Origin of the sequence: Pontibacter virosus, from assembly GCF_003096355.1 — a bacterium.
Lineage (GTDB): Bacteria > Bacteroidota > Bacteroidia > Cytophagales > Hymenobacteraceae > Pontibacter > Pontibacter virosus.
Window position 1 is genome coordinate 187,481 of record NZ_QEKI01000005.1, and the last position, 24,215, is coordinate 211,695.

At 52.0% G+C, this 24,215-nt stretch carries 26 protein-coding genes; 17 read left to right on the top strand and 9 right to left on the bottom strand.

Annotated features, from left to right (window positions below; genetic code table 11):
• Positions 1 to 80: 80 nt before the first annotated feature.
• Entirely contained in the window at positions 81 to 494 is a 414-nt protein-coding gene (locus C8E01_RS09795; RefSeq protein WP_116543186.1) for an OsmC family protein, read from the bottom strand.
• A gap of 63 nt (positions 495 to 557) precedes the next feature.
• Positions 558 to 1,277: a hypothetical protein gene (locus C8E01_RS09800; RefSeq protein ID WP_116543187.1), complete on the bottom strand. Its 720-nt coding sequence runs from the start codon at positions 1,275 to 1,277 to the stop codon at positions 558 to 560.
• Between the two features lie 170 nt (positions 1,278 to 1,447).
• On the opposite strand from C8E01_RS09800, the gene hpf reads away from it, so the two are divergent.
• From hpf to C8E01_RS09820, 4 genes are all read left to right on the top strand, one after another.
• A complete protein-coding gene (gene hpf / locus C8E01_RS09805) occupies positions 1,448 to 1,753 on the top strand; it encodes a ribosome hibernation-promoting factor, HPF/YfiA family (RefSeq protein WP_116543188.1) in 306 nt (101 codons plus the stop codon).
• A 104-nt stretch (positions 1,754 to 1,857) separates the two neighbouring features.
• Positions 1,858 to 2,640, top strand: coding sequence for an SDR family NAD(P)-dependent oxidoreductase (locus tag C8E01_RS09810; protein ID WP_116543322.1), 783 nt, complete (start codon positions 1,858 to 1,860; stop codon positions 2,638 to 2,640).
• Positions 2,641 to 2,692: 52 nt separating this feature from the next.
• Entirely contained in the window at positions 2,693 to 3,331 is a 639-nt protein-coding gene (locus C8E01_RS09815; protein WP_116543323.1) for a DsbA family protein, read from the top strand.
• A gap of 184 nt (positions 3,332 to 3,515) precedes the next feature.
• Positions 3,516 to 3,875 (top strand): DUF1801 domain-containing protein, encoded by a 360-nt coding sequence (locus C8E01_RS09820; RefSeq protein ID WP_116543189.1) that lies wholly within the window; start codon positions 3,516 to 3,518, stop codon positions 3,873 to 3,875.
• Here the strand turns inward: C8E01_RS09820 and C8E01_RS09825 are convergent.
• Positions 3,862 to 4,791, bottom strand: coding sequence for a cation diffusion facilitator family transporter (locus tag C8E01_RS09825; RefSeq protein WP_116543324.1), 930 nt, complete (start codon positions 4,789 to 4,791; stop codon positions 3,862 to 3,864). The two genes, C8E01_RS09820 and C8E01_RS09825, sit on opposite strands and share 14 nt — an antisense overlap.
• A gap of 117 nt (positions 4,792 to 4,908) precedes the next feature.
• Between C8E01_RS09825 and C8E01_RS09830 the strand changes: the two genes are divergently transcribed.
• From C8E01_RS09830 to C8E01_RS09845, 4 genes are all read left to right on the top strand, one after another.
• Positions 4,909 to 5,589, top strand: coding sequence for a response regulator transcription factor (locus C8E01_RS09830; RefSeq protein WP_116543190.1), 681 nt, complete (start codon positions 4,909 to 4,911; stop codon positions 5,587 to 5,589).
• Positions 5,586 to 6,983, top strand: a complete 1,398-nt coding sequence (locus tag C8E01_RS09835) for an ATP-binding protein (RefSeq protein WP_116543191.1) — start codon at positions 5,586 to 5,588, stop codon at positions 6,981 to 6,983. Before C8E01_RS09830 ends, C8E01_RS09835 begins: the two co-directional genes overlap by 4 nt.
• 185 nt (positions 6,984 to 7,168) lie before the next feature.
• Positions 7,169 to 8,710, top strand: coding sequence for a SulP family inorganic anion transporter (locus C8E01_RS09840; RefSeq protein ID WP_243409510.1), 1,542 nt, complete (start codon positions 7,169 to 7,171; stop codon positions 8,708 to 8,710).
• 12 nt (positions 8,711 to 8,722) lie between these two features.
• The gene (locus tag C8E01_RS09845) at positions 8,723 to 9,349 is read left to right on the top strand and encodes a carbonic anhydrase (RefSeq protein WP_116543193.1); all 627 of its coding nucleotides are present in this window, start codon (positions 8,723 to 8,725) and stop codon (positions 9,347 to 9,349) included.
• Positions 9,350 to 9,580: 231 nt separating this feature from the next.
• Here the strand turns inward: C8E01_RS09845 and C8E01_RS09850 are convergent, their stop codons facing one another.
• Both C8E01_RS09850 and C8E01_RS09855 read right to left on the bottom strand, forming a co-directional pair.
• Positions 9,581 to 10,204: a porin family protein gene (locus C8E01_RS09850; RefSeq protein WP_116543194.1), complete on the bottom strand. Its 624-nt coding sequence runs from the start codon at positions 10,202 to 10,204 to the stop codon at positions 9,581 to 9,583.
• A 191-nt stretch (positions 10,205 to 10,395) separates the two neighbouring features.
• Complete coding sequence (locus C8E01_RS09855; protein WP_116543195.1) at positions 10,396 to 11,358, bottom strand: SWFGD domain-containing protein; 963 nt, start codon at positions 11,356 to 11,358, stop codon at positions 10,396 to 10,398.
• Between the two features lie 434 nt (positions 11,359 to 11,792).
• On the opposite strand from C8E01_RS09855, the gene C8E01_RS09860 reads away from it, so the two are divergent.
• Entirely contained in the window at positions 11,793 to 12,194 is a 402-nt protein-coding gene (locus tag C8E01_RS09860; RefSeq protein WP_116543196.1) for an Ig-like domain-containing protein, read from the top strand.
• Positions 12,195 to 12,234: 40 nt separating this feature from the next.
• Here C8E01_RS09860 and C8E01_RS09865 read toward each other — a convergent pair whose 3' ends face one another.
• Positions 12,235 to 14,697 (bottom strand): type IA DNA topoisomerase, encoded by a 2,463-nt coding sequence (locus C8E01_RS09865; RefSeq protein ID WP_116543197.1) that lies wholly within the window; start codon positions 14,695 to 14,697, stop codon positions 12,235 to 12,237.
• A 113-nt stretch (positions 14,698 to 14,810) separates the two neighbouring features.
• On the opposite strand from C8E01_RS09865, the gene C8E01_RS09870 reads away from it, so the two are divergent.
• Both C8E01_RS09870 and C8E01_RS09875 read left to right on the top strand, forming a co-directional pair.
• Positions 14,811 to 15,032 (top strand): DUF2905 domain-containing protein, encoded by a 222-nt coding sequence (locus C8E01_RS09870; protein WP_116543198.1) that lies wholly within the window; start codon positions 14,811 to 14,813, stop codon positions 15,030 to 15,032.
• Positions 15,033 to 15,260: 228 nt separating this feature from the next.
• Positions 15,261 to 16,025, top strand: a complete 765-nt coding sequence (locus tag C8E01_RS09875) for a YdcF family protein (RefSeq protein WP_116543199.1) — start codon at positions 15,261 to 15,263, stop codon at positions 16,023 to 16,025.
• A 399-nt stretch (positions 16,026 to 16,424) separates the two neighbouring features.
• Here C8E01_RS09875 and C8E01_RS09880 read toward each other — a convergent pair whose 3' ends face one another.
• A complete protein-coding gene (locus C8E01_RS09880) occupies positions 16,425 to 17,789 on the bottom strand; it encodes an NAD-dependent succinate-semialdehyde dehydrogenase (RefSeq protein WP_116543200.1) in 1,365 nt (454 codons plus the stop codon).
• A 253-nt stretch (positions 17,790 to 18,042) separates the two neighbouring features.
• Between C8E01_RS09880 and C8E01_RS09885 the strand changes: the two genes are divergently transcribed.
• Genes C8E01_RS09885 through C8E01_RS09905 form a run of 5 tightly spaced genes read left to right on the top strand, consistent with a single transcriptional unit; the run spans position 18,043 to position 21,249 of the window.
• The gene (locus C8E01_RS09885) at positions 18,043 to 18,663 is read left to right on the top strand and encodes a TIGR04282 family arsenosugar biosynthesis glycosyltransferase (protein WP_165820610.1); all 621 of its coding nucleotides are present in this window, start codon (positions 18,043 to 18,045) and stop codon (positions 18,661 to 18,663) included.
• A 58-nt stretch (positions 18,664 to 18,721) separates the two neighbouring features.
• Positions 18,722 to 19,057: an arsenosugar biosynthesis-associated peroxidase-like protein gene (locus C8E01_RS09890; RefSeq protein WP_116543202.1), complete on the top strand. Its 336-nt coding sequence runs from the start codon at positions 18,722 to 18,724 to the stop codon at positions 19,055 to 19,057.
• 3 nt (positions 19,058 to 19,060) lie between these two features.
• Positions 19,061 to 20,125, top strand: a complete 1,065-nt coding sequence (arsS, locus tag C8E01_RS09895) for an arsenosugar biosynthesis radical SAM (seleno)protein ArsS (protein WP_116543203.1) — start codon at positions 19,061 to 19,063, stop codon at positions 20,123 to 20,125.
• 7 nt (positions 20,126 to 20,132) lie between these two features.
• Positions 20,133 to 20,651 carry a rhodanese-like domain-containing protein gene (locus C8E01_RS09900; RefSeq protein ID WP_116543204.1) on the top strand — a complete coding sequence of 173 codons (519 nt, stop codon included), beginning with the start codon at positions 20,133 to 20,135 and terminating at the stop codon, positions 20,649 to 20,651.
• Positions 20,644 to 21,249 carry a TIGR04282 family arsenosugar biosynthesis glycosyltransferase gene (locus tag C8E01_RS09905; protein ID WP_116543205.1) on the top strand — a complete coding sequence of 202 codons (606 nt, stop codon included), beginning with the start codon at positions 20,644 to 20,646 and terminating at the stop codon, positions 21,247 to 21,249. The genes C8E01_RS09900 and C8E01_RS09905 overlap by 8 nt, the downstream gene beginning before the upstream one ends.
• 3 nt (positions 21,250 to 21,252) lie before the next feature.
• Here the strand turns inward: C8E01_RS09905 and C8E01_RS09910 are convergent, their stop codons facing one another.
• On the bottom strand, positions 21,253 to 22,419 hold the full coding sequence (locus C8E01_RS09910) for a L,D-transpeptidase family protein (protein WP_116543206.1): 1,167 nt from the start codon (positions 22,417 to 22,419) through the stop codon (positions 21,253 to 21,255).
• Between the two features lie 202 nt (positions 22,420 to 22,621).
• On the opposite strand from C8E01_RS09910, the gene C8E01_RS09915 reads away from it, so the two are divergent.
• A complete protein-coding gene (locus C8E01_RS09915) occupies positions 22,622 to 23,305 on the top strand; it encodes a DUF2461 domain-containing protein (protein WP_116543325.1) in 684 nt (227 codons plus the stop codon).
• A gap of 76 nt (positions 23,306 to 23,381) precedes the next feature.
• Here C8E01_RS09915 and bla read toward each other — a convergent pair whose 3' ends face one another.
• Positions 23,382 to 24,179 (bottom strand): subclass B1 metallo-beta-lactamase, encoded by a 798-nt coding sequence (gene bla / locus C8E01_RS09920; RefSeq protein ID WP_243409511.1) that lies wholly within the window; start codon positions 24,177 to 24,179, stop codon positions 23,382 to 23,384.
• Between the last annotated feature and the right edge of the window lie 36 nt (positions 24,180 to 24,215).

The window sequence follows — 24,215 nt, forward strand, 5'->3', positions numbered from 1 at the left end:
GCTGCTGATATTCTCAAAGCGGAACGGGCCTTCCCACAGATTTGAAGAAAAGGCCCGTTCTGTTTATAAGGTATGAAGAGCTACACTATCTCAAAAGAATGCGTGATCGTGGCAGTCTTGTACAGGATAGCGGCCACAGAGCAGTACTTCTCCAGCGATAGCTCAACCGCACGGCGCACTTTGTCCTCGTCCAGCTGGCCCCCTAACTTGAAGTGAATGTGGATGGTGCTGAACAGGTTGAACTCCTGTACCTTCTGGCGCTCGGCCTTCACGTTGATGTCAAAGCTTTCGATCGGCTGGCGCTGCTTTTTAAGGATGCTGATGATATCGATGGCGCTGCAGCCACCCAGGCCCATGAGCATCAACTCCATTGGGCGGGCACCCTGGTTGTGACCCCCGATCTCGGGGTTGGCATCTATGTTAATGGCTACATTGGCAGCGCCTCTGGCTTCAAAATGATAGTCCTGGTCTACGCGGGTGAGGTTGATCTCCATGTTGGTCTTTTGGTTTTCTGAGGTCCTAAGGTATACATTTATACCCTATACACCAAGTCAGGCTCAGGCGGCGAGGTGCGTCACATACTTCACCAGCGAGCGCTTGGCGATGGGCAACAGCGCGCTGTCGAGCGGACAGGGTACTTTGGCGACCACTACAAAGGTGGCGGGGTTGGGCAGTTCCTGGTTTTCTTTGACCAGCTCTACCTTCAGGTTTTCGTAAGTCTGGGCCAGGCCGCGGCGCACCGTGCGCAGTAGTTGGGTGTTGATGCCCCGGTACTTCTCGTAGGTATTTTCAAAAACGGTGATGCGGTACACGTATACCTGAGTTTCCTTGCCCGGAAAGGCGTCGAGGAAAAGGTAGCCCTCGTTGAAGTACATCGGCGTAATACCGACCGGGTTGATCTCAAGGTGGCGTTCGATGAAGTCATACAGCTCCTTGCCCTCGCTCACGGCTTCCGTGAAAAGCGGTGCGGCATACTGGATCACCTCTTCGATCTGGGCCATGGTTTCATCGTCCTCCACGATCTTTTCATATACCAGTTCCAGCTTCTCAAAGTCGGCGCGGGTGATTTGCTGCGGAAAGGATTCGTACACTAGTTTCTTGTGCTCCCGCACTTGCTGCAGGTGGCGGTAGTGCATGATCAGGTCAGAAAAAACAGGGTAGAGGCGCTGCTGCCCGAATTCGGAGCGAACAGCCTGGAGGTAGGCCAGCAAACGATATTTCTTGTATTCAAAGTCAAGCAATCCTTCTGTCAGCCAGTTGATAGGTAAGTTTTGCATAACGGTTAGCATTGGGTGAATATGCATAAAAACGAACCGGACGGATGCTATGTTGCTTCTGAAGGCGGGTTTAAGCTGGTAAACTTTAATGTCTTGCCTCCGTTTAAATTCAGCATTGGGATTCCATATTAAAGGCTTTCCACAACCAGAAAATACATACAAGATAGAACATGAATTATACAGAGAATTTCGAAGGAATCAAGATTGATGTACAGGCTGTAGACATTTCCATTTCGGATGACGTGCAGCAGCATATCCGCAATGCCATCACCAAACTAAAGCGCCACGCCAAGAAGATTGACTCCGTGGACGTGTATTTTAAAGAAGAGGCCAACCATGCTACAGATAGCAAGAAACTGAGCATGCGCGTGGGTATACCTGGCAACGATGCTTTCGCGGAAGACAGCGGCGACAACTGGTATGAATTGCTCAAAAACGTAGAGGAAAAACTCAAGCGCCAACTCGAGAAAAGATAAGCCGAGAGGCACCGCAAAGCAGACCCGCTGCAGGACAGGTATAGCACCGGCCGGCAGCGGGTTTGCTGTTAGGTGTAAGCAGGTATAAGATCATAAAAGGATATATGGCCACAGGGGATTACAAAGACAAAGTCGTGCTGGTTACCGGCGGTGCGCAAGGTATAGGCTTAGGTATGGCACAGGCCTTCGGGCAGGCGGGCGCTCAGGTTGTACTCACAGACGCCGACGAGGAAGCTGGGCGTGAAGCCTTACAGCGCTTGCAGGACCAGAAGCTGAAGGCTATCTTTATACCTGGCGACGTAAGCGCCGAGCATGAAGTAGCTGCCCTGATGGAGAAAGTGCAGGAGAAACATGGCCGTCTGGATGTGTTGGTGAACAACGCAGGTATAGCCGATCCTTTTGCTGGCAAGCTGGAAGAAATGCTGATGTCGGAGTTTGACAGGATACTGGCTGTGAACCTGCGCGGACCGATGCTCTGTGCTAAATATGCCCTGCCGCTGCTGCGCAAAGCAAAACATCCAGCCATCCTCAACATCACGAGCACGCGCGCTTTCATGTCGGAGCCGGATACTTTTGCCTACTCAGCCTCCAAAGGCGGACTCGAGGCGCTCACGCATTCCCTGGCCGTGAGCCTGGCACCGGATCGCATCCGGGTCAATGCCATTGCGCCGGGCTGGATTGAGACGGGTCCCTGGCAAAAAGAACGCGAACGCTACGAACCGCAGCATACACGTGAGGATAAAGAGCAGCACCCGGTTGGCCGGGTAGGGGAGCCGCAGGATATAGCTGGAGCAGCGCTTTTTCTATGTTCTGAGAACGCCGGTTTTATTACGGGACAGCATTTGGTGGTGGACGGCGGTATGACCGTAAAGATGATCTATACCTGAACCTAACAACCTGCATTGGGGTACAACCTCTAAGGAAATGTATAATATGCCTATGGTCAATAGTCCTTATAACCCGGTATTGCTATATGTAACAGACCCGATGTGCGCCTGGTGCTACGGTTTCACGCACGTGATCCGCCGTTTGCGCGCTTTGTGGCACGGGCGGCTGACTGTCGAGGTTATAGCCGGTGGTCTCAATCCTTATGCCCGGGAGCCTATTTCGCGGGAGCAAAAGGAGCGACTAGCCGTGAGCTGGCACCGGGTGCAGGAGCGTACCAGTCTGCCCTTCAACTATGGACTTTTCCTGCAGGAAGGTTTTGTGTACGACACAGAGCCTGCCTGCCGCGCCCTGCACGTGGTGCGCCGGCTGAGGCCTGCTCTCACGCTCGAAGTGCTCCGGGCGCTGCACTCCGCTTTCTACGCCGATGGCCTTAACCTGGCAGACCCGCAGGTGCTGGCCCATGTGGTTCGCCCTTTTGGCATTCAGGAAAACCTGTTCTATACCTTGTTCGAGGCCGATGAGATCAACGACGCGACTGAGAAGGAGTTTGAGTTTGTGGAGATGCTGGGTGTTAAGAATCTCCCGAGCGTGTACTTGGAAGGCGGCATGGGGCCCGAGTTGCTCGCCAGCGGCTTTTGCCAGCTCGACGAACTTGAAGGAAGGCTGCTGCAGCACCTGGAAATGGTATAGGCCTGCACCAAGGTATAAATGGTTGTAAACGATTGGCTTAAGCGTCTGCCAGCAACTGAGAACAGGTAAAGGTAAGTCGCAACCCCTAAACTGCCCCATCATATTTTTTGCTTCAATATTAAAAGATATGTATATTTAGCTGTAAATTAACGGCTCAGGCCACGCAGGCCAATACATACCCTGTATGAGAAGCAAGATATCCACCAACCAGGTCGATGAGTACATCGACAAATTAACTCCTGAGAAACAGCTGTTAGCGCAAGCAGTACGCCAGATCATCAACCAGACGGCTGCCCACCTGGAAGAGTGTGTGCGCTGGGAAAATCCCTGCTATTTCTTTTACGGTCCCGTTTGCTACTTTGCCTCCTCCCGCAGCGGACTGCACTTCGGTTTCTTTCGCGGAAAAGAGCTTTCGGACACACACAGGCGCCTGGTAAGCCGCAACGGCCAACTGCCGCACATCAAACTGCGCACGCTCGAAGACATAGACGAAGAATATTTTAGTGACCTGGTTCGCCAGGCGGTGCAGCTTAACCAGAATTAGAGAGATCCGGTGTGCAGTGCTCCTGGCTGCATTCCTGCCCCGGCATTTCCAACTCTACCGTTACGTGGTCTATCTGCGCGTCCTGCATGGCGTTGCGTATGCGCTGTTTGACTTCGTGCGCCTCTTCCAGATTCAGGTTATCTCCTACAACGGCGTGCATGGTCAGCACATGGCTGATGCCGTCCAGTGTCCACAGGTGCAGGTCGTGTACGGAGCGCACTTCGGGGAGTAGCTCCAGGCGTCGGCGCACCTCCTGCAGACTGATGTTGGAAGGAGTGCCCTGCAGTAGAATCTGGAGGCCTTTTCGCAGGTTGCGCACTACATTGTAGAGGATGAAACCGGTGATGAGCACCGAAAGCAGGGGATCAATGATAGGCCAGTCGAAAAAATAGAGCAGAATACCCCCCACCAGCACAGCTGCCCAGCCCAGCACATCCTCCAACAGATGCAGCATCGCCACGCGTTCGTTCAACGAGTCCCCTTTGTTTAGGCGCAGGGCAGCGAATCCGTTTACCAGCACACCCAGGATGGCAAAGCCGATCATACCGGGGGCATGCACAGGTTCCGGATTAAACAGACGCGGGATTGATACCCAAAGCACAACACCTGAGCCAAGCAGCAGCACCACTGAGTTGATGACCGCACCAAGCAGCGAAAAACGCTTATACCCGTAAGAGAAGTGCTGATCGCTGCCCCTGCTTGATAGGTGCGCAAAATACCAGGCCAGACCCAGTGAAAGGGAGTCGCCGAAGTCGTGCAGCGCATCTGACAGGATGGCCATGCTGTTGATCCAAAGCCCACCAAACACCTCGATCACGGTAAAGCCCAGGTTGAGGAAAAAAGCCACCTTGATGTTGTCGCCTCCGTGGTGATGCTGATGGCCGTGGCCTCCGTGATGGTGATGATCGTGTGCCATAAAGTGCTTTTCTTCATCTAAAATAGACAGATCTTGGCGCATCTGCAAACTAGCGGACGGCTCAGTTCTGCAGAAATTGTATCTTGTGCGGGCAAAAACGTAAATAGTGACAGGATTATGAGAATACTGCTGGTAGAAGACGAACCCAAAGTAGCTTCCTTTATCAAAAAAGGACTGGAAGAGCAATCCTATGAAGTGGACCAGGCCTATGACGGCAATTTTGGCTTGAAGATGGCGCTGCAAAACGAGTACGACCTGGTTATACTGGACATCATACTGCCGCACATGAGCGGGTTGGAGGTATGCCAGGCTGTCCGGAAGAAAAAATCGCAGGTTCCCATCCTGATGCTTACCGCGCTCGGCTCCACCGACGACAAGATCACCGGATTGGACGCAGGAGCCGACGACTACCTCACCAAGCCCTTTGAATTTAAGGAACTGCTGGCCCGTCTCCGCGCCCTCACCCGCCGGTCGGGCGACAACGGGGGAGGGGAAAAGCTCTCGATCGCGGACCTGGAGATGGACCTGGGCAGCAAGACTGTGACCCGGGGGGGGAAACCCATCAATCTCACTGCCCGGGAGTTTGCCCTGCTGCACTACCTGCTTCGCAACAGGGGGCGCGTGGTTTCCCGCATTGATATCACGGAGAACGTCTGGGAGACCTCCTTCGACACCGGCAGTAATGTAATTGATGTGTACATCAATTTTCTGCGCAAGAAAATAGACAAAGGCTTTCCTGGTAAGCTGATCCATACCCTGGTGGGAATGGGCTATGTGCTCAAGGAGGACGACGCATGACCATCCGGAATAAACTGACCCTGCAGTTTGCAGGTATATTCGCCCTCATCCTGATCCTTTTTTCGCTGGTGATCTACTATTTCACCTCGATTTACCGGCAGGATGATTTTTTCAAACGCATCGAAGGACGCGCCTACGACACGGCTGCCCATGTGTTGGAGGCAGACGAAGTAAGCGGAAAAGCCCGTCGCAGCAATCAGATCCGCTATTACCAGGAGCTTCCTTTTGAGAAGGTGAGCATTTACAGGCAGGATGGCAGCCTGCATTTCTCTGACGGAGACGGACAACTGGAGGTGGCTCCTGATATGCTGGAACGCGTGCGGCAGGAAGGTATGGTGCAATACACACAGGAAGAGCGCCAGGTGGTGGGGATGCTTTACAAAGACAATGAGGGCGAATTTATCGTGTTTTCCTCTTCTGTAGACGCCTACAGTCTGCGCAAACTCCAGCATCTCAAAATTATCCTGATCGTCGGTTTTTTGGGCTCAATGGTAGTGGTGTTGCTGGCTGGCTGGGCATTTTCGCGCGAAGCTTTGCGCCCCATCACCAAAGTAGTGGGCGAGGTGGAGAAGATCAGTGCCTCGGACCTGCACCTGCGCCTGAGCAATGCAGATGGCAAAGATGAACTGTCGCACCTGTCCCAGACCTTCAATAAAATGCTGGACCGCCTGGAGATGGCTTTTGAGATGCAAAGCACCTTTGTGTCGAACGCCTCCCACGAACTGCGCACCCCGCTCACTGCCATGATCGGCGAGCTGGAAGTGGCCCTGATGAAACCCCGTGAGAAAGAAGAGTACCAACGGGTGCTAGCTTCCACCCTCGAAGATGCCCGTTTGTTGGCTGAGCTTTCAAACGGCTTGCTGCAAATTGCGCAGGCCAGTGTAGATACCTCTAAAATAAAGCTCGCGCATCTGCGCTTTGATGAGTTGCTGTGGATGGCGCATGAGCAGGCGCTAAAGCGGCATCCGGGTGCGCTGTTTGACATTGATTTTGACAACCTGCCTGATGACGAAGACCGCCTGATTGTAAAAGGCAACGATGCCTTACTGTTGATCGCGATTGTTAATGTGCTGGAAAACGCGGCCAAGTTCTCACCCAAAGGAGAGTACAGCACCGTGCGGCTTTCGGCTGACCGACGGGAGGTGGTGCTACAGGTAACAGACAAGGGAGTGGGCATTGCCCCGCATGACCTGAGACATGTGTTTGTGCCATTTTTCAGGGCGAACAACGTGCGCAATATTACGGGGCACGGCATCGGGTTACCGCTGACTGAAAGTATCATAAAACTTCACAAAGGCTCTATTTCCATAGATTCCCGTGTAGACGAAGGGACGATTGTGACGTTGCGGCTCCCCCAGGCCATCGGATTAATTTCAGCAAAAAACACATTTTAATTCGTTTTTAATTTAGTTTTAATTTCACCTTAATACCTCCCCCGTACATTTGTGAGCATAAGGTGAGTAATCTGACTTATGTTCCTGCTGCTAGTCTTTTGGCTGGCGCAGGGATGTGAGTTGGAACCTCCTCCTTCTCTTACATCATCTACTTTATGAAAGACTCTTCTTTAAAGCCAAACTACATGGCTAGCCTCGGCAAGGACTTGCCGGCTGGCCTCGTTGTTTTCCTTGTTGCCCTTCCCCTCTGCTTAGGTATTTCACTTGCTTCGGGCGCGCCACTTTTTGCCGGTATTGTAACTGGCGTGGTAGGCGGTTTAGTCGTATCCTGGCTCAGTGGTTCGCACCTGAGTGTGAGTGGCCCTGCAGCCGGCCTTACCGTAATCGTGCTGAATGGTATTGAAACCCTGCAGTCGTATGAGGCCTTTTTGCTGGCTGTTGTACTGGCAGGCGTATTGCAGGTGGCGCTGGGCTTTCTTAAAGCCGGTGTCATTGGCCTTTATTTCCCTTCCTCCGTTATTAAAGGAATGCTGGCCGCTATTGGTTTGATCCTGATCCTGAAGCAGATTCCGCATTTCATGGGAGCAGATGATGATTTCTTCGGTGAAATGAACTTCTTCCAGCCAGATGGCCGCAATACTTTCTCTGAAATATTCCACGCTTTTGGTGCCATACAGCTGGGCGCACTGATTGTTGGTATTATTTCGATGGCAGTGCTGATCCTGTGGGAACAGCCGTTTATGAAGCGTATAAAATTGTTCAAATTGGTGCCGGGCGCCCTGATCGTGGTGGTTGGTTCTGTCGGTATTAACTATTTGTTCATCAATTATTTCCCTGAGTTGGCCATAGCAGGCTCTCATTTGGTAAAGCTGCCAGAGATCTCGAGTGTGGGAGCGCTTCAGAATGAACTCCGGTTCCCCGCCTTTGAGCAGCTGACAAACCCCTCGCTTTATGTGGTGGCCTTTACCATTGCCATCATTGCCAGTCTGGAGTCCTTGCTTAGTGTGGAAGCTGTCGATAAGCTCGACCCGCACAAGCGCCGTACGCCCAACAACCGCGAATTGAAGGCGCAGGGAGTAGGCAACATCATTGCAGGTATGCTGGGCGGTATTCCGATGACGGCCGTGATCGTGCGAAGCTCAGCCAACATTGCGGCGGGTGGTAAAACGAAAATGTCAGCCTTTATCCATGGTGTGTTCTTGCTGCTGGCTGTGCTGTTCCTGGCCGGTTTCCTGAACCAGGTGCCGCTTTCTGCACTGGCAGCCGTACTCCTGATGGTGGGTTATAAGCTCACAAAGCCAACTCTTTTCAAGGGACAGCTTAAATTGGGACACGAGCAGTTTATCCCGTTTGTGGTAACAATTGTTGCCATCCTGTTCACTGACCTGCTGGTTGGTATCCTGATCGGCCTGGCAGTTGGCATCTTCTACATCCTGAAAGCGAACTACAAGTCGCCTTACTTCTTCCACAAGGAAGAACACCGCGATAAGGAAACGATCCGCATTAAGCTCAGCGAACACGTATCTTTCCTGAACAAAGCCAGCATTGTGCTGACCCTCGAGAGATTGCCGAATGACAGCCATGTGATTATTGACGGGGCTAACTCAGAGTTCATAGACTACGATGTGCTGGAAGCGATACAGGCTTTTAAGGAAACAGCCCACGAGCGTGGTATATTTGTAGAAGTGTTAAATATAGAAGAAGTACAGGTGCTGGATATGCACTAGAAATAAATAACTATGGAGAAAATATTTGAGAATAATAAAAAGTGGGTGGAGCGAAAGCTCATCGAAGACAAAGACTACTTCAGCAAGCTGGCCATGGGGCAGAAGCCCCGTTACCTGTACATAGGATGCTCAGACAGTCGCATTCCTATAAATGAAGTAACAGGCACAGGCCCGGGCGAGATTTTCGTGCACCGCAATATCGCCAACATGGTGGTGCATACCGATATGAACCTACTCTCGGTGCTGCAGTATGCCGTGGAGGTGCTTAAAGTAAAGGATATCATCGTTTGCGGCCACTATGGCTGCGGCGGTGTCGCGGCGGCGGCCAGCAACAAACAGTTTGGCCTGCTTGATAACTGGCTGCGCAACATCAAGGATGTGATACGCCTGCACGAGCAGGAACTGATGAGCATAGAGGATGAGGACCAGCGCCATCGTCGCCTGGTGGAGCTGAACATTACAGAGCAGGTGCTGAACCTGTCCAAGACCTCGATCATACAGAACGCCATGCAAACGGAAGATCCACCTAAGCTGTATGGCCTGGTTTACGATCTGAAGGAAGGCCTCCTGAGGGATCTGAATGTAATGGAGCAGCAGAATAGTATGAAGCGCTATGAGCACATTTACGGCCTGCTGTAAGCTTCCTGAGAATAACAAAGAGACAACTACTACCTATACCTACCGATTCATCTATATCGGACGAAACCCTCGCAATTGTGAGGGTTTTGTGTTTTAGGGTTGGCCAGGAAGGCGATGTACAGGTATAGCAGTGTGCAACGACATGGGCCGCTCTATACCTGTCCCAGGTAGTTGAAGCAATAAAAAAGCCCTCCGTTAAAGAGGGCTTTAGGATATACATGATGGGGAGTGTTAGCGACCGCCGAGCAGATAGCTCAGCATGAGGCTGAAGCCGGCATTGCGTCGCTCGCGGTTAACGAATGCACCTTCGTCATCTATCTTTTTGAGGCCGCCGGTATAGCGCACTTCAAGCCCCAGTCCATTGGTAGCGCGGTATCCTACGGAGCCTACATAAGCAAAGTCGACCGTATAAGGGTTGTCTGTGATATTATGCCTGGTTGTCACGATCTTATCGCCACTGCTGGAGTGTGCCTCGTGTACATGGCTGGCGTTGTAGATGAAGGACACCTGCGGCCCCAGGTCAAAGAACACACCACTGGCCGATACATGGAACAGCACCGGAATGTCGATGTAGTTGAGCTTGAACACCTCGGCTGTCTGCAGGTTGCTGCCAGAGTAGATTTCGCGACGGGCGCCTTTGGAGGTGTACAGGGCTTCCAACTGCAGACCCATCAGGTTGTTGATGTGCTTTTGCAGGAATATACCGCCTGTGTACCCAACCCGATATTTGTAATTGTCGGTGTCGGCGCCGGTAAACGTTGTGTAGGTCGCACCACCTTTAAAGCCCAACTGTTGAGCAAAACCAGTGCCTGACATGAGTGCCACGCAGCACAGAACCAGTAAGAGTCTTTTCATAGGAAATACCTGTTTTTAGGGGTTGGTTTAATTGGGGTGAAATTACTGAGAAGCAGAAAACAGGTCAATGGAGGAAATATATAAATTGTACTATTTTTCTCATGCAAAAAGCCCGGCCAATACTGACCGGGCTTTTCTTATCCTGAAAAGGTATAAATCAGGCAAGTAGCTGATAAACCACTGCCTTAATTCTACCATTCGTAGTCTCTGCGGGAAGATGATCCATAAGAGTACGGAGGACCACTGTAGGTGTTACCGTAGCTAGTATGCGATCTGTAGCGGCTGTTGTAGTCACTGTCATGATCCCTGTCGCGCATTTCGTCCATTCTTCTTCTGCGCTCTGCTTCTTCATCGCCGAACCATGATCTTACTTCATCACCGGCACGGTCAAAGAAACCTCTGTCATTGTCTCTATCGCGGTCCCAGTCGCTGGAGCCACGGCTGCTTCCGTAGTTAGAAGATCCATAGCTGCTACCGCTGCCATAGCCTGAGCCGTAATTAGAGGAGCCAGAACCATAGTTGCCAGATCCGGTGCCATAGTTGGAAGATGATCCGTAGTTAGACGATCCTGAACCGTAGTTGCCCGATGAGCCGTAGCCAGATCCGTAGTTAGACGAACCTGATCCATAGTTGCCGGAAGAACCGTAGCCTGAACCATAATTAGATCCGCCGTAGTTAGATGAACCACTGTAGCCACGGTTTGAGCGATAGCTATCGCTGCCACGGTCACGCATGTCGTCCATTCTTCTTCTGCGTTCTGCATCATCGTCGCCGAACCATGACTTTACTTCGTCCGATCCGCGATCCCAGGCATCACGTCCGCTGCTACCGTAGCGGCGGTTTGAGCCTGAGCCGTAGTTAGAGGAGCCGGATCCATAGTTTGAGCCGGAGCCATAAGATGAACCGGAACCGTAGTTGGAACCAGCTGATCGGCCATATGTGGAAGTGCCACCATAACCGGAAGAAGAGTAGCTGTCGCGGCCGCTACCGAAGTCACCCGAACGGGAAGAACCCGAAGATCCGCTACCGTAAGAGCCTCTAAGTCGGCTGGTTGGATCGTACTCTCCTGAATAGTAATTTCTGCCGGAGCCTCTGCTCTCAGTCCTATAGTTGTCATTGAATGGGTTTGAACCCGAATTTTCATAGCTTCTCATAGCTTTAGTTAAATTTTTAGGTTTTAAAAAAAGAACAAATTAAAGCATCCCTTAAAAAGGTGCGCCGGTATTTTTTACGGGCATAGTGCTTATAAGTTATTTAAGAAATCGATAGAAAGGTAGGTATCTCAATACCAGGGGCATAACACAGCATATGAACAGAATCGGTAAAGCCTAAAATTGTATTTAAATGTTTATATTTATTGCTCGCTTATATAGTTAATTTTGAATTATATATAGCAAGCTGTTTTAGCCTTGCGGAGGTAGGCTGATTTATGTCGTTGAAATTTAGATGGCTATGCCTGGTTGTGATATTGGAGATTGAGTGGTCTTTATTTTGACAATTGTATAATTTTAATTTTTTTGATTTTTGTAAATTACATTGATTTAGTAAATTGCAGGCCTTTAGCTTATTTTTTTCTAGTTACTACTTTATGAAATTTACAAAATTGCTGGCCTCAGCGGTGATGGTTGTCTCATTGACAGCCTGTGAAGATGTGTTTGAGGATGGGAGCCTGCAGCCGGATGGTTCAAAGCCTGCGCTGACGATCCGGAACCCTTCTAATAATCAAAAGCTTTCTGTATCGTCCGGACTCCGTGTAAAGCTGACGGCTTCTGACAAAGACAAAGTAAAGGAGTTACAGGTGCGTGTGCGGGCTGTTGGCGGCGATGCAGATTACATCAACTTCACGACTTTGCCTGATAAAAAGATACTCGAATTCGATACGCTGCTCAATGCGAACGATATGCCACAAGGTGACTATACCTTGACGATCAATGCCACTGACTTCCGAACGAATGTTGCGACTAACGAGGTGATCTTCTCTGTAAAGTAAGGACTATACCTGCTGGCTACGCCATGAACTATGGTGCGGGCTAGTTCAGCAGGTATACGACTTGCCAGTTATCGTTGATGGTCAGGGCCGCATCGAAACTGTTGCCGGTCTTGGCCGAGGTAAAGCCTTTGATCTTGCCTGTTTTGCCTTTGGTGAGCAAGGTGCCGATCTGCTTTTCGTTGAGCTGTTTGCCGCCCATCTCGAAGGGTACCACAAATTGGCAGCCCTCCCTAAAACGGCTGCAGCCGTAAGCTGTTTTGCCTTTGAGCATGCTGCCCTGCCGGCACCGTGGACAGGTTGCGAAGGGATCTGCCTCCGGGGCTTTCTCCGCTTTCTCCAGTACCACCTGTTTGTTGTTGTCCAGTTTCAGGCTGGCATCAAAACTGTTGCCCTGCTCGTCTTTAAAACCCTTGATCACTGGCGTCTTGCCTTTGCTGAGCAAGGCTGTGATCTGTTTATCGGTGAGGGTTTTGCCCTGCTGCTCAAACGGAATCAAAAACCGGCAGCCTTCTTTAAAGCGAATGCAGCCGTAAGCTTTGGAGCCTTTCAGAATATGGCCTTCGCCACAGGCAGGGCAAGCGCCGAAACCTTTGCCAGGTATAGCAACCTCTGCAGCGGCGGCCTTTGGCTTTTTAGGGGCAGGTTTTTCTTTGCCAGCTTTGGCAGGCCCGCTCTTGGCAGGGTTGGGCTCTGGCTGCGCCTCCATGGTCACGGTGGCTTTGTCGTACTTCACCTCCTGCACCAGGCTCACCACAAACTCCTGTAGCTCCTGAAGAAAAGCCTCTGCTTTAAAAGAACCGCCTTCAATCTGGCGCAGCTTGCGTTCCCACTGACCGGTCATCTCCGCCGACTTCAGGGTCTGGTTCCGGATCACACCGATCAGGTCGATGCCCATCTGGGTGGGAATAATTTTCTTTTTGTCTTTGCGGATGTACTGGCGCTTGAACAGCGTTTCGATGATCGCGGCTCGGGTGGAAGGTCGGCCGATGCCGTTTTCCTTCAGTGCCTCTTTGAGTTCCTCGTCATCTATCTGGCGGCCGGCTGTTTCCATGGCACGCAGCAAGGTTGCCTCGGTATATTCCTTGGGCGGGTTCGTCCATTTTTTATCGAGTAACGGCGCATGCGGGCCGTGTTCGCCTTTCTCGAAATTGGGCAGTATGCCGGCTGTTTCCTCTTCTTCTTTGTTGTCTTTGCCGGTAGGGCTGTCTGTTTTTACGTCCTCAGTGCCATAGAGCACACGCCAGCCCGGCTCCAGAATCTGCTTGCCCCGCACCCGGAAGGTATAGCCTGCCGACTCCGCCATCACTGTGGTGTTGCTCACGATACAGTCCGGGTAGAAAGCGGCCAGAAAGCGGCGTGTGATGATGTCGTATACATCCGCCTCACGGCCATACAGAATGGCTTGTGCGCCAGTGGGTATAATGGCGTGGTGGTCGGTTACTTTGTTGTTGTTGAATACCTTTTTGCTCTTCCGGATCTTGCTCTGCAGCAAAGGTGCTACTTCGCTCTGATAGCCGCTCAGCCCTTGCAGAATGCCCGGAATTTTAGGGTAAATGTCGTCCGGCAGAAACACGGTGTCTACACGCGGGTACGAAACCACCTTTTTCTCGTAGAGGCTCTGGATGGTTTTGAGCGTTTCGTCGGCCGACATGCTCAACTTGTTGTTGCACTCGATCTGCAGCGAGGTCAGGTCAAAGAGCTTAGGCGGACTCTCGGTACCTTTCTTGGTCTCGATGTCGGTGATAGTAAGCTCATCCTTTTGGATGGCCTCCAGTATCTGCTGGCCTTCTTCCTCTTTGTGGAAACGTCCGTTGGTGCTCGAAAAGGTCGTGTCGCGGTATACGGTCTTGAGTTCCCAGTAAGCCTGCGGCACAAAGTTGGCAATCTCGTGATGGCGGTTCACGATCATGGCAAGGGTAGGGGTCTGCACACGGCCAATAGAGAGCGTTTGCCGGCCCTGCGCATACTTGAGCGTGAAAAGCCTTGTGGCATTCAAGCCCAGTAGCCAGTCGCCGATGGCGCGGCTTTTACCGGCCTGGTAAAGCGAGTCGAACTCGGAGCCCTCGCGCAGCCGGGCAAATCCCTGCCGGATGGCATCCTCGGTGAGCGAGGAGATCCAGAGGCGCTTGAAAGGTTTGCGATAGTTGGCCTCCGTGAGCACCCAGCGTTGGATTACTTCCCCTTCTTGCCCGGCGTCACCGCAGTTGATCACTTCCTCGGCATTGTCAAGGAGCTTTTTGATGATGTTGAACTGCTGCACCACGCCTTTGTCCTGCATCAGCTTGATGCCATACCTTTCGGGCAGCATGGGCAGGTCGTAGAGGCTCCAGCGCTTCCACTCGGGACGATAGTCGTCGGGTTCACGCAGGGTGCAGAAGTGACCGAAGGTCCACGTTACCTGATAGCCATTGCCTTCGTAATAGCCGTCCTTCCTGGTTTTGGCACCAATTACGTTGGCTATTTCACGGGCGACACTCGGTTTCTCAGCAATGCAGACTTTCAAGGTATAGGGAAATTTTAGGGTGACTCTAACATTCAAATTTACGCTTTTAGCCTCTAAATCCCTACACTAGCTTTGTCGTAAATACTACCATTGCCTTCTATATCTTAGAAACTATGCAGCCATTTGGGAAATACATTATTATCATTGGAATCGTAATTGTGGTCATCGGGCTGATCGTTTGGCTGGCGGGCGATAAGTTGGGCTGGTTCGGCAACCTGCCCGGAGACATTCGGGTGGAGCGGGAGAATTTCAGGTTTTACATGCCCATCACGAGTATGATCCTGGTGAGCATTCTGCTCTCGCTGCTGCTGTGGGTGTTCCGTCGGTTCTTTTGATAAAAGGCAGCGTGTCAACTTGCCCAAAGGTATCTCATGCAAATAAATTTAAGCAGCACATTATGATCCTATACCTGATGTGCTGCTAAATGCTACAACCGCTTAATCATACTCAATTCAACATCCCTTCAGCATATGCCTAGTGTCAGGAAGACTTTTGACAAAATTTGACAGCAAGCATAGCCCATCTTTTATACCTTTGCGGCTTCTGCTATACCTGTAACCACTATGTTTTTTGTGCTCTCCAAGCTGCTGCAGTACTTCCTGATGCCCATCATCTGGATTGCGGTATTGCTCCTGCTGGCTATTTTCCTACGATCACCTAAGTGGCGGCGTATCATGTTGGTTTCAGCCACGGTGCTTTTGCTGGTCTTCTCCAATCCTTTTCTGGCGAACGTTGCTATGCGTGCCTGGGAACTGGAAGCTGTGCCGCTGGATCAGGTGGAAAAATACGATGTAGCCATTATCCTGACAGGGGTGACCCAGGCCATTGGTTTTGCCGATGACCGGGTGCATACCAACAAAGGGGCCGATCGTTTTTTGCATCCGCTCAAACTTTACCGCATGGGCAAGGTGGAAAAGTTTTTGATCACGGGAGGTATAGGCACAGTTGCCCTGGACCGCCGACCGGAAGCGGAGATGCTGCAGGAAATTCTGCTGCTGGCGGGTGTGCCGCAAGCCGACATCATCATTGAAACCCGCAGCGACAATACCTATCAAAATGCTATTTTCACGGGCGATCTGCTACAAAAGCACCCCGAGCTGGAGCGCCGCCTGCTCGTGACATCCGCCTTCCACATGCGCCGCTCTAAAGCCTGTTTCGATAAAGCAGGTATAGCCACCGACGTTTTCCCGACAGACTTCTATACCTCCGAAATCCGCTACACCCCTGATGAACTGCTTATACCAAACCCCGACGCCTTTCGGCTTTGGCACCGCCTTATCCACGAAGTAACCGGGTATGTGGTTTATAAGGTGGTAGGGTATATTTAATTGTTGATGGTTAAATTGTTGGGTGCAAGGTTAACCCACCTCTGCCCCTCGCAAGAGGGGATTTTCTACCACTACCTTTTCAAGGTATAAGCGTTGTGGCCATTACTTTCTGGTGCACGTTTGTCATCCAAATGCTCTTCGGGACATCCATGTCCCGAAGCTTTATAGAGGGCTCCTACCCCCAACTGTTGAGGATGTCCACATCTCCGTGTGCCTATATACGCGGGTCTGGAGACCCGCAACAGTTTATATTCGGATATCTACCCGAATCAGCTTCTTCTAATCTCCTAAGTTGACGGTACCAGGCGCACGAGCATGTTAATCGTGCATCAAACAATTTAACCATCAACAATTCAACAATTTTAAAATCACTCAATCACTAACTCACTCATCTCATTCTCACCCCACCCAAATACTTTTCTGGTTCGTGAATTCACGGATGCCGATGTAAGAGAGCTCGCGGCCGTAGCCTGATTTTTTGATGCCGCCGAAAGGCATTTCGGGAGAGGAGGCGACCATGGCGTTGACGAACATAGCGCCGGTCTCAACCTGCCGGGCTATGCGCAGACCGCGCTCCTTGTCACCGGTGAAGACGGTGCCAGCCAAACCATACCGATGGTCGTTGGCTATCCGGATAGCTTCCGCCTCGTCCTTCACCACAAACACGATGGCAACCGGGCCGAACAGCTCGTCTTCGTAAGCAGGGGAGCCTGGCTTTGGATCCCGGATAATCATCGGTTTGAAGTAGGCGGAGTCTTTGCCTTCACGGCCGCCTTCGAGCACTACCTGAGCGCCTTTTTTGACGGACTGCTGCACCTGTTCCTCCAGTTCCTCAGCCAGGTCCTTACGGGCCAGCGGACCGTAGTTGCAATTATCGGTAAGCGGGTCGCCGGTGCGGAGGGCTTGCATCTTCTCTTTCATCTTTTCCAGAAAAGCATCGGCTATACCTTCGAGCACGATGAAACGCTTGGCAGCTATGCAGCTCTGGCCAGTGTTCACCATCCGGGATTTAACGGCAACAGAAGTAGCCTCCTCCAGGTCCGCATCCTCCAATATGATAAAAGGGTCGCTGCCACCCAGTTCAAGCACCGTTTTTTTGATCTCACTGCCTGCTTTTTCAGCCACTTTAGAGCCCGCACCTTCGCTTCCTGTCAGGGTAACGGCTTTTACAATTGGGTTTTCGATGATCGCATCCACAGCCTTCGATTCTACCAGCAAGGCATGGAACACATCCTTCGGGAAACCGGCTTTGTGGATGATCTCTTCAATGGCCAGGGCGCACTGCGGCACGTTGGAGGCATGTTTGAGCACGCCCACGTTTCCCGCCATCAGGGCAGGGGCCAGAAAACGGAATACCTGCCAGAACGGGAAATTCCAGGGCATGACGGCCAGCACCACACCCAGCGGTTCGTAGGCGATCAGGCTGCGGCTGGCTCCGGATTTAACCTCTTCGTCTTTGAGGAAATCAGCGGCATTCTCGGCATAGTAGCGGCACACCTTGGCGCACTTCTGCACTTCGGCAATGGAGTCCTTTAGCGGTTTGCCCATCTCCAGCGTGATGATGCGTCCGTACTTTTCGGCTTCCTGCTCCAGTATCTGGGCGCAGCGGTTCATCAGTCCGGCTCTTTCCTCAAAACGGGTGGTTTTCCATTGCTTAAAAGCTTCATCGGCTGCTTTCAGTTTCTGTTCTACCTGATCGGCAGTATGCGCATCAAAGGTTTTGATGACTTCGTTGGTTGCGGGGTTTACTGTTTGTATGGCCATGTATTTTGTGTCTTGGGATGTGCTGTAAATATACGGAGGTCGGAGTATTTGTGCTGATGAATGCAATAACTGAGTAAAAAAACGGTTAAATAAAGTGTTGCCAAAGTTATATTTGCGGGATTTTGCGGATTTTGTTACTTCAATCGCAAATATTCCCTTTTATATATAGTGTTTCTTGCTAAATTGCCTGCTCTTAGAGCACCAAAAGACTTTTATGCTAACAGGCAGGCTCTGGATTTTTAAATTTTCCCCCTTGAATACGCCCCAAAACGATACAGTTATTTTGCTGTTTGCCCAGACCCCTGAGCAGCAGGTCCGCTATAAGACGTTCACAGAGGAACAGGGCCCCGAGCTGAACCAGCAAGCGGCCGATCTGCTGTTGCAGCATACTTTGTTTGTGGCAAAGGGCTCCGGTATTCCGTTGGTGGTTATTTATCCGGAGCGGCAGGAGGGAAGTAATTTTGGAGAGCGCCTGGCCAATGCCTTTCAGGAAGTTTACTCCATGGGCTACCAGCGGGTTATCTGCATCGGGGCCGATTGCGTAGACCTGAACCCGACTGACCTTTTGCTGGCCCAGGAGGCACTCAGCACCGGGCGTATGGTTGTAGGGCCGGGCACAAAAGGCGGCGCATACCTGGTAGGCCTCCACATCGACAGCTTCGACCCCGAGGCGCTGGCCATGCTTAACTGGCAAACCGACGAACTGCTGAACGAACTAGTGCTTTATGGCTACCGCATGCAGGCCAGTATGGGTAACCTGACGGTACTCGATGAAAAAACCGAAGCAGGCAGTGGAGCCGACCTGTCACTCCAACTAAACATTCTCCCCGTATACCATCATCTGCACAGGCAACTGAGCGCTATTCTGAGCTAACCAAACAGGAGTCTGTGGTTTCTTGTTACCTTTAAGGCAAATAAGACTTTATACTTCTATGGAAAATACGTATTACAATCCGGCAGACCTGAAGAAATTCGGGAACATTAGTGAGCTGCAGCCAGAGATGGGCCGCAAGTTTTTCGATTACTACGGCGAGGTTTTCAAAGAAGGCGCCTTGACCGAGCGCGAAAAAGCCCTGATCGCCCTGGCCGTGTCACATGCCGTGCAGTGCCCTTACTGCATCGACGCCTATACCTCCAACTGCCTCGAAAAAGGAGCCGACGAAAACCAGATGATGGAAGCCGTGCACGTGGCCGCCGCCATAAAAGGAGGTGCTGCGTTGGTGCACGGTGTGCAGATGATGAACAAGATCAAGGACCTGACCATGTAGCCCATGCCTATACCTGTTAAATCGCTGAAGGCGCAGCAGCACCAGTTTGCCAACCCGGCTTTCCAACTGGAGGTGCTGCAGCATGCAGGAACGGAGGAAGGCGATTTCCCACTCTTCGGAGCCAAGTTGCTGGAGCATCAGCTGTACCCGCTGCGGCCCACCGGCACCACCATTTTACAAGTGAATGTGGGCAAAATGTGCAACCAGACCTGTCGCCACTGCCACGTAGACGCCGGTCCGGACCGCAAAGAGATCATGACCCGCGACACGATGCAGCTCTGCCTCGATGTCCTGGCCAAATCCCCGCAGCTCACGACCGTGGACCTGACAGGCGGTGCGCCAGAAATGAACCCTGATTTCCGCTGGTTTGTGGAGCGACTGTCGGCGATGGGGCGGCAAGTCATTGTGCGCTGCAACCTCACCATCATCCTGGCCAATCCCAAATACTACGACCTGCCGGAGTTTTTCAAGAAACACCGGGTGCAGGTGGTGTCCTCTTTACCATATTTCTCGGCTTCCAGAACCGATGCCCAGCGCGGCGACGGTGTGTTCGAGAAATCCATCAAGGCACTCCAGATGCTCAACAAGGTGGGCTACGGGCAGGAGGGAAGCGGCCTGGAACTGAACCTGGTCTACAACCCGTCGGGTGCTTTTCTGCCTGCGGGTCAGAAATCTCTGGAGGCAGAGTTTAAGCGGCGATTGAAGAGTGGTTACGACATTGCGTTCAACAACCTCTTCTGCATTACCAACCTGCCGATCAGCCGCTACCTCGACTACTTGGTAGAGAGCGGCAATTACAGCAGCTACATGGAAAAGCTGGTGACAGCCTTCAACCCGGCGGCTGCCGCCAATGTGATGTGCCGCAACACCATTTCGGTGGGTTGGGATGGCGCCTTGTATGACTGCGACTTCAACCAGATGCTCGAGTTGAAGGTACAGCCCGGCACACCGCAGCACATCCACGACTTTGACCTGACGCAGCTTGATGGGCGGCAGATCATGCTGAACCAGCATTGCTACGGCTGCACGGCCGGTGCCGGTTCCAGCTGCGGCGGTTCCACTACCTGATCCGCCTATGCGCTTTACCTGGCATCATCGGCTATACCTGACTATATCTTTCTGCCTGCTGCTGTCAGCCTGCAAACAGTCCGGTGGCAAAGCTTATGACCTGGTGCTCCGGCAGCTGTACAGCCACAACGTCGATACGATTTCAGTAGTGCAAGTGCAGCAACAGCTAAAGCAAGGTATAGCCCCACTGCTCCTAGACACCCGCAGCAAAGATGAATACGAGGTGAGCCACCTGCCCGAGGCCAGGTATGTGGGCTATAAAGACTTTGACCTTTCTGACTTGAAAGACGTACCCTCAAATACGCATATTGTGGTGTACTGCGCTGTTGGCTACCGCAGCGAAAAGATAGGGGATAAGTTAAAGGAAGCCGGCTATACCAACGTGCATAACCTGCATGGGGGCCTGTTTGAGTGGGTAAACCAGGGGCTGCCTGTGTATGACGAGCAGGGCCAAACAACAAAAGTGCATGGCTATACCCGTGCCTGGGGTATATGGCTGCGCGAAGGAGAGAAAGTATATGACTGAGAAAAACCTCTTGATGCTCTTTGTCCGCAATCCGGAGCTGGGCAAGGTGAAAACCCGCTTAGCAGCCAGTGTGGGCCCTGAAACGGCGCTCGACATTTACCTGCACCTGCTCCGTCATACCCGCGACATCACCCAGCACCTGCCCCTGGACAAAGTAGTATACTATTCTGAAAAGGTGGAGCAAGACGACCTTTGGGCCGCACAGCACTACCAAAAGAAGGTTCAGCACCCAGAAGGCGATCTGGGCGAGAAGATGAGAAAGGCTTTTGAAGCGGCTTTTGCGGAGGGCTATACCTCGGTGGTTATCATCGGGAGCGACTGTCCGCAACTTAGTTCTGAGATCATCAGCCAGGCTTTTGAGGATCTTAAGACGCACGAAGTCGTGATCGGGCCGGCATTGGACGGCGGCTATTACCTGCTCGGCATGAAACGCCTATACCGAGATTTTTTTCAGGACAAACGCTGGAGCACCGAGCACGTCTTTCCCGACACCATCGCCGACATAGAGCGCCTGCACCTTAGCCATACCTTGTTGCCCTACCTGTCGGATGTAGACAAGCTCGAAGACCTGCAGGAAAACTGGCCGGAACTGAGCTAAAACTCATTGCCCCAGCCCCACTTCCTCCAGCTTGTCATAGCCATAGATATCTTCCCGAAACTGGATGACCGAAAACTCATCGGCCCACGCCGTCAGGTATACAATGATCAGGGGCACGGGATTTTTGAGCCGGATGAACTGCTCGTCTTTGTCCGATGCCAGCACTTTTTCGATGCGTTTGTCCGAGAGGCCGCTCCGCTCCTGCAGCAGGTATAGCGCCAGATCCTCGGGGTTTTGCAAGCGGATGCAACCATGGCTGAAGGCCCGCCGCCCGAGTGCGAACAGGTGTCTGTCTTTGGTGTCGTGCAGGTACTGGCTTACGCGGGTGTCGAACAGGAACTTCATCAACCCCAGCTCGTTGTGCTGGCCCGTTACCTGTACGATCCGGTAATCGAAATTAGCGGCTGTCACAGCGCTCCAGTCTACGCTCCAGGGACTGATCTTCTGCCACCCGCCCAAGGCAGTGGACTTGAAGAGCTCCATATCCCGTTTGGCCAGGTAGCCGGGGCTACGTTTGAGGATAGGCAAAATCTCTTTGGAGGCAATGGAGTTGGGGATGTACCAATACGGGTTGAAAACGATGGTATGCAGCTTGGTGTGGTTGACGATGGTAGGCAGTTCTGGTTTGCCTACAATAGTGCGCATGTGCAGCCGTACGCTGTTTTGGTCGATCAGCCGCAAGGTATAGTCCGGTACGTTGACGATGAGGTAAGGCTGTGGCAGGTCGCGGCTGAAGGCTTCCCAGCGGTTCAGACTGTTTTGCAGCTGCCGCAGTCGCTGGAGGGGCGAGACGTTGAGCGCAGCCACGGTGAGGGGGCCTACAATACTGTCGGCTTTGAGTGCGTGCCTTGCCTGAAACTGTGCAACCGCCGCTGCCAGCTGCCGGGTATAATGCGTTGTGTTTTCAGTGGTACCCGTGCTGGTCAGGTCACCGGTCAGCAATAGGTTGGCGCGCAAATCCGGGGTATAGCGACTGGTGTCGCCGGGGCGGAGCAGCAGCTTGCCGGGGAAAGTATGCCAGGTGCGGTTGCTCAGATCCTCGTACTGGGCAATGGCCTGGCGGAGTTGCTGTTTTTGATCCGGCACGAGGAGCCATACCTCCGTAGAGTCGCCGGCTATACCTGGCAGGGCGTACAGAAACAGCAAAATCGGAAGTAACAGGCGTGCCATGTTTGTTGGGAAAGCGGTGGTATTTAGATGTACGCAATTGCTTAAATTAAAGTGATTTACGGGCTGTTCTAACTTCTGGCAGCATCGATTGGTTCGCTCACCGGAAAGGTATAAATTGCCTTATCTGGCAAGGCCACAAACAAAGCCTGCTGACAGACAGTATAAAGCCCAAAGCATTGCTAAAAGCAAGACAAAACAGCCCATGGCAACAACGATAGACAAAAGCACGCTGGCCTTTCTGGCCGATCTGACACAGAACAATAACCGCGAGTGGTTTCAGGAAAACAAGAAGCGCTACGATGCCGCCCGCAAAAACTACCTGGATTTTCTGGATGACATGCTCGAAGAGATGGCGCTTTTTGAACCCGTGGCGATTGGGCAGAAGGGCAAGGACCTGGTGTTCCGCATTTACCGCGACGTGCGCTTCTCCAACGACAAACGGCCTTACAAAGACCACTTCGGGGCCTATGTAGCCGAAGGGGGCCGCAAGTCCATTTTGCCGGGCTATTACCTGCACCTGGCCGCCAACAACAATTCCTTCCTGGCCGGAGGTCTGTGGATGCCGCCCGCCAACTACCTGAAAGCCGTGCGCCAGGAGATCGACTACAACCTCGACGGACTGGAGCGCATCATCCAGGAACCTGATTTTAAAAACCGTTTCGGCGGTATACAGGGTGAGCAGCTCAAAACCACACCGAAAGGCTACGACAAAGACAATCCCGCCATCGGGTACCTCCGCTTCAAAAGCTGGAACGCCACCATGCCGCTACCCGACAAAGTAGTGCTCAGCAAAGAATTCATGAACACCCTGCTGGAGGGTTTTAAAGCTGTGAAGCCCTTTAATGATTTCCTGACAGAGCCTTTAAGGGATATTGGGGAGGAGTAGGGGATATGCTTGCTGCTTAAGAAGTTTGTGTGTAATTCGACCCTTGGAAGAAATTTGAAATATTGCCACAGATTCGTTACTCAAACAGACGAATAGTATAGTCAAGTAACTCTGGCCCGCCCACTTTGCCGTGTCCCGGAATAACATACTTTACACGCGGATAAGAGGCCTTCAGCTCTGCCACTGTCTGTGACCATGCGACCGTGTCAGCATCGGCCAGGTTGCCTTTGCCAGCTCCCAACTCTTTGATCAGGCAGCCGCCAAACATAGCTTCCGCCTTGGGAAAGTAGCCGACTACATTGTCGTGCGTGTGTCCTTTGCCAGGGTATAGAACCTGCACTTTTTCATTTCCGACCTCTAGATATAGCTCTGTATCAAAGCTATATGCCGGAACCGCAGTGTGGTTGGCTTTGGCCAGGGCAATGGTCCTGTGGCTGGCGTAGGTATGTACACCCCGCTGCTGGAAGGCCTGCAATCCGCCCAGGCAGTCCTCATGAAAGTGTGTGGCGACAACCGCCTTTACCTTGCATCCCAAGCTTTTTTCCACCCAGTCGATCAACTCCAGTGAGGCTTGGTCTGTTGTCGGTGTGTCAAAAATGATGGCCTCCTGCTGATCGATCACCACCATCCCGTTGCAGGGTACCTTGCCGAAGCTTTGGGTTTCCAGAAAGGATAAGTGCTGGTATACCTGCTCTGCTATTTTGTGTACTTCCAGTGTTTGAGAGGTATAGCTTTGTTGTTTTTTGGTAGGAAAAGTAGCGACTTTTTCATCCTCTGTCTTTCGCTCCGGGCTGTCGGGACGCTGGCAAGAGAGCATACCAAAAGAGAGCAGCAGACCGGCTAACAAGGATATCTTAATTCTTTCGCGTAACATATTCAGCAGGGATTGACAGAGGTTTTTCATCGTTGC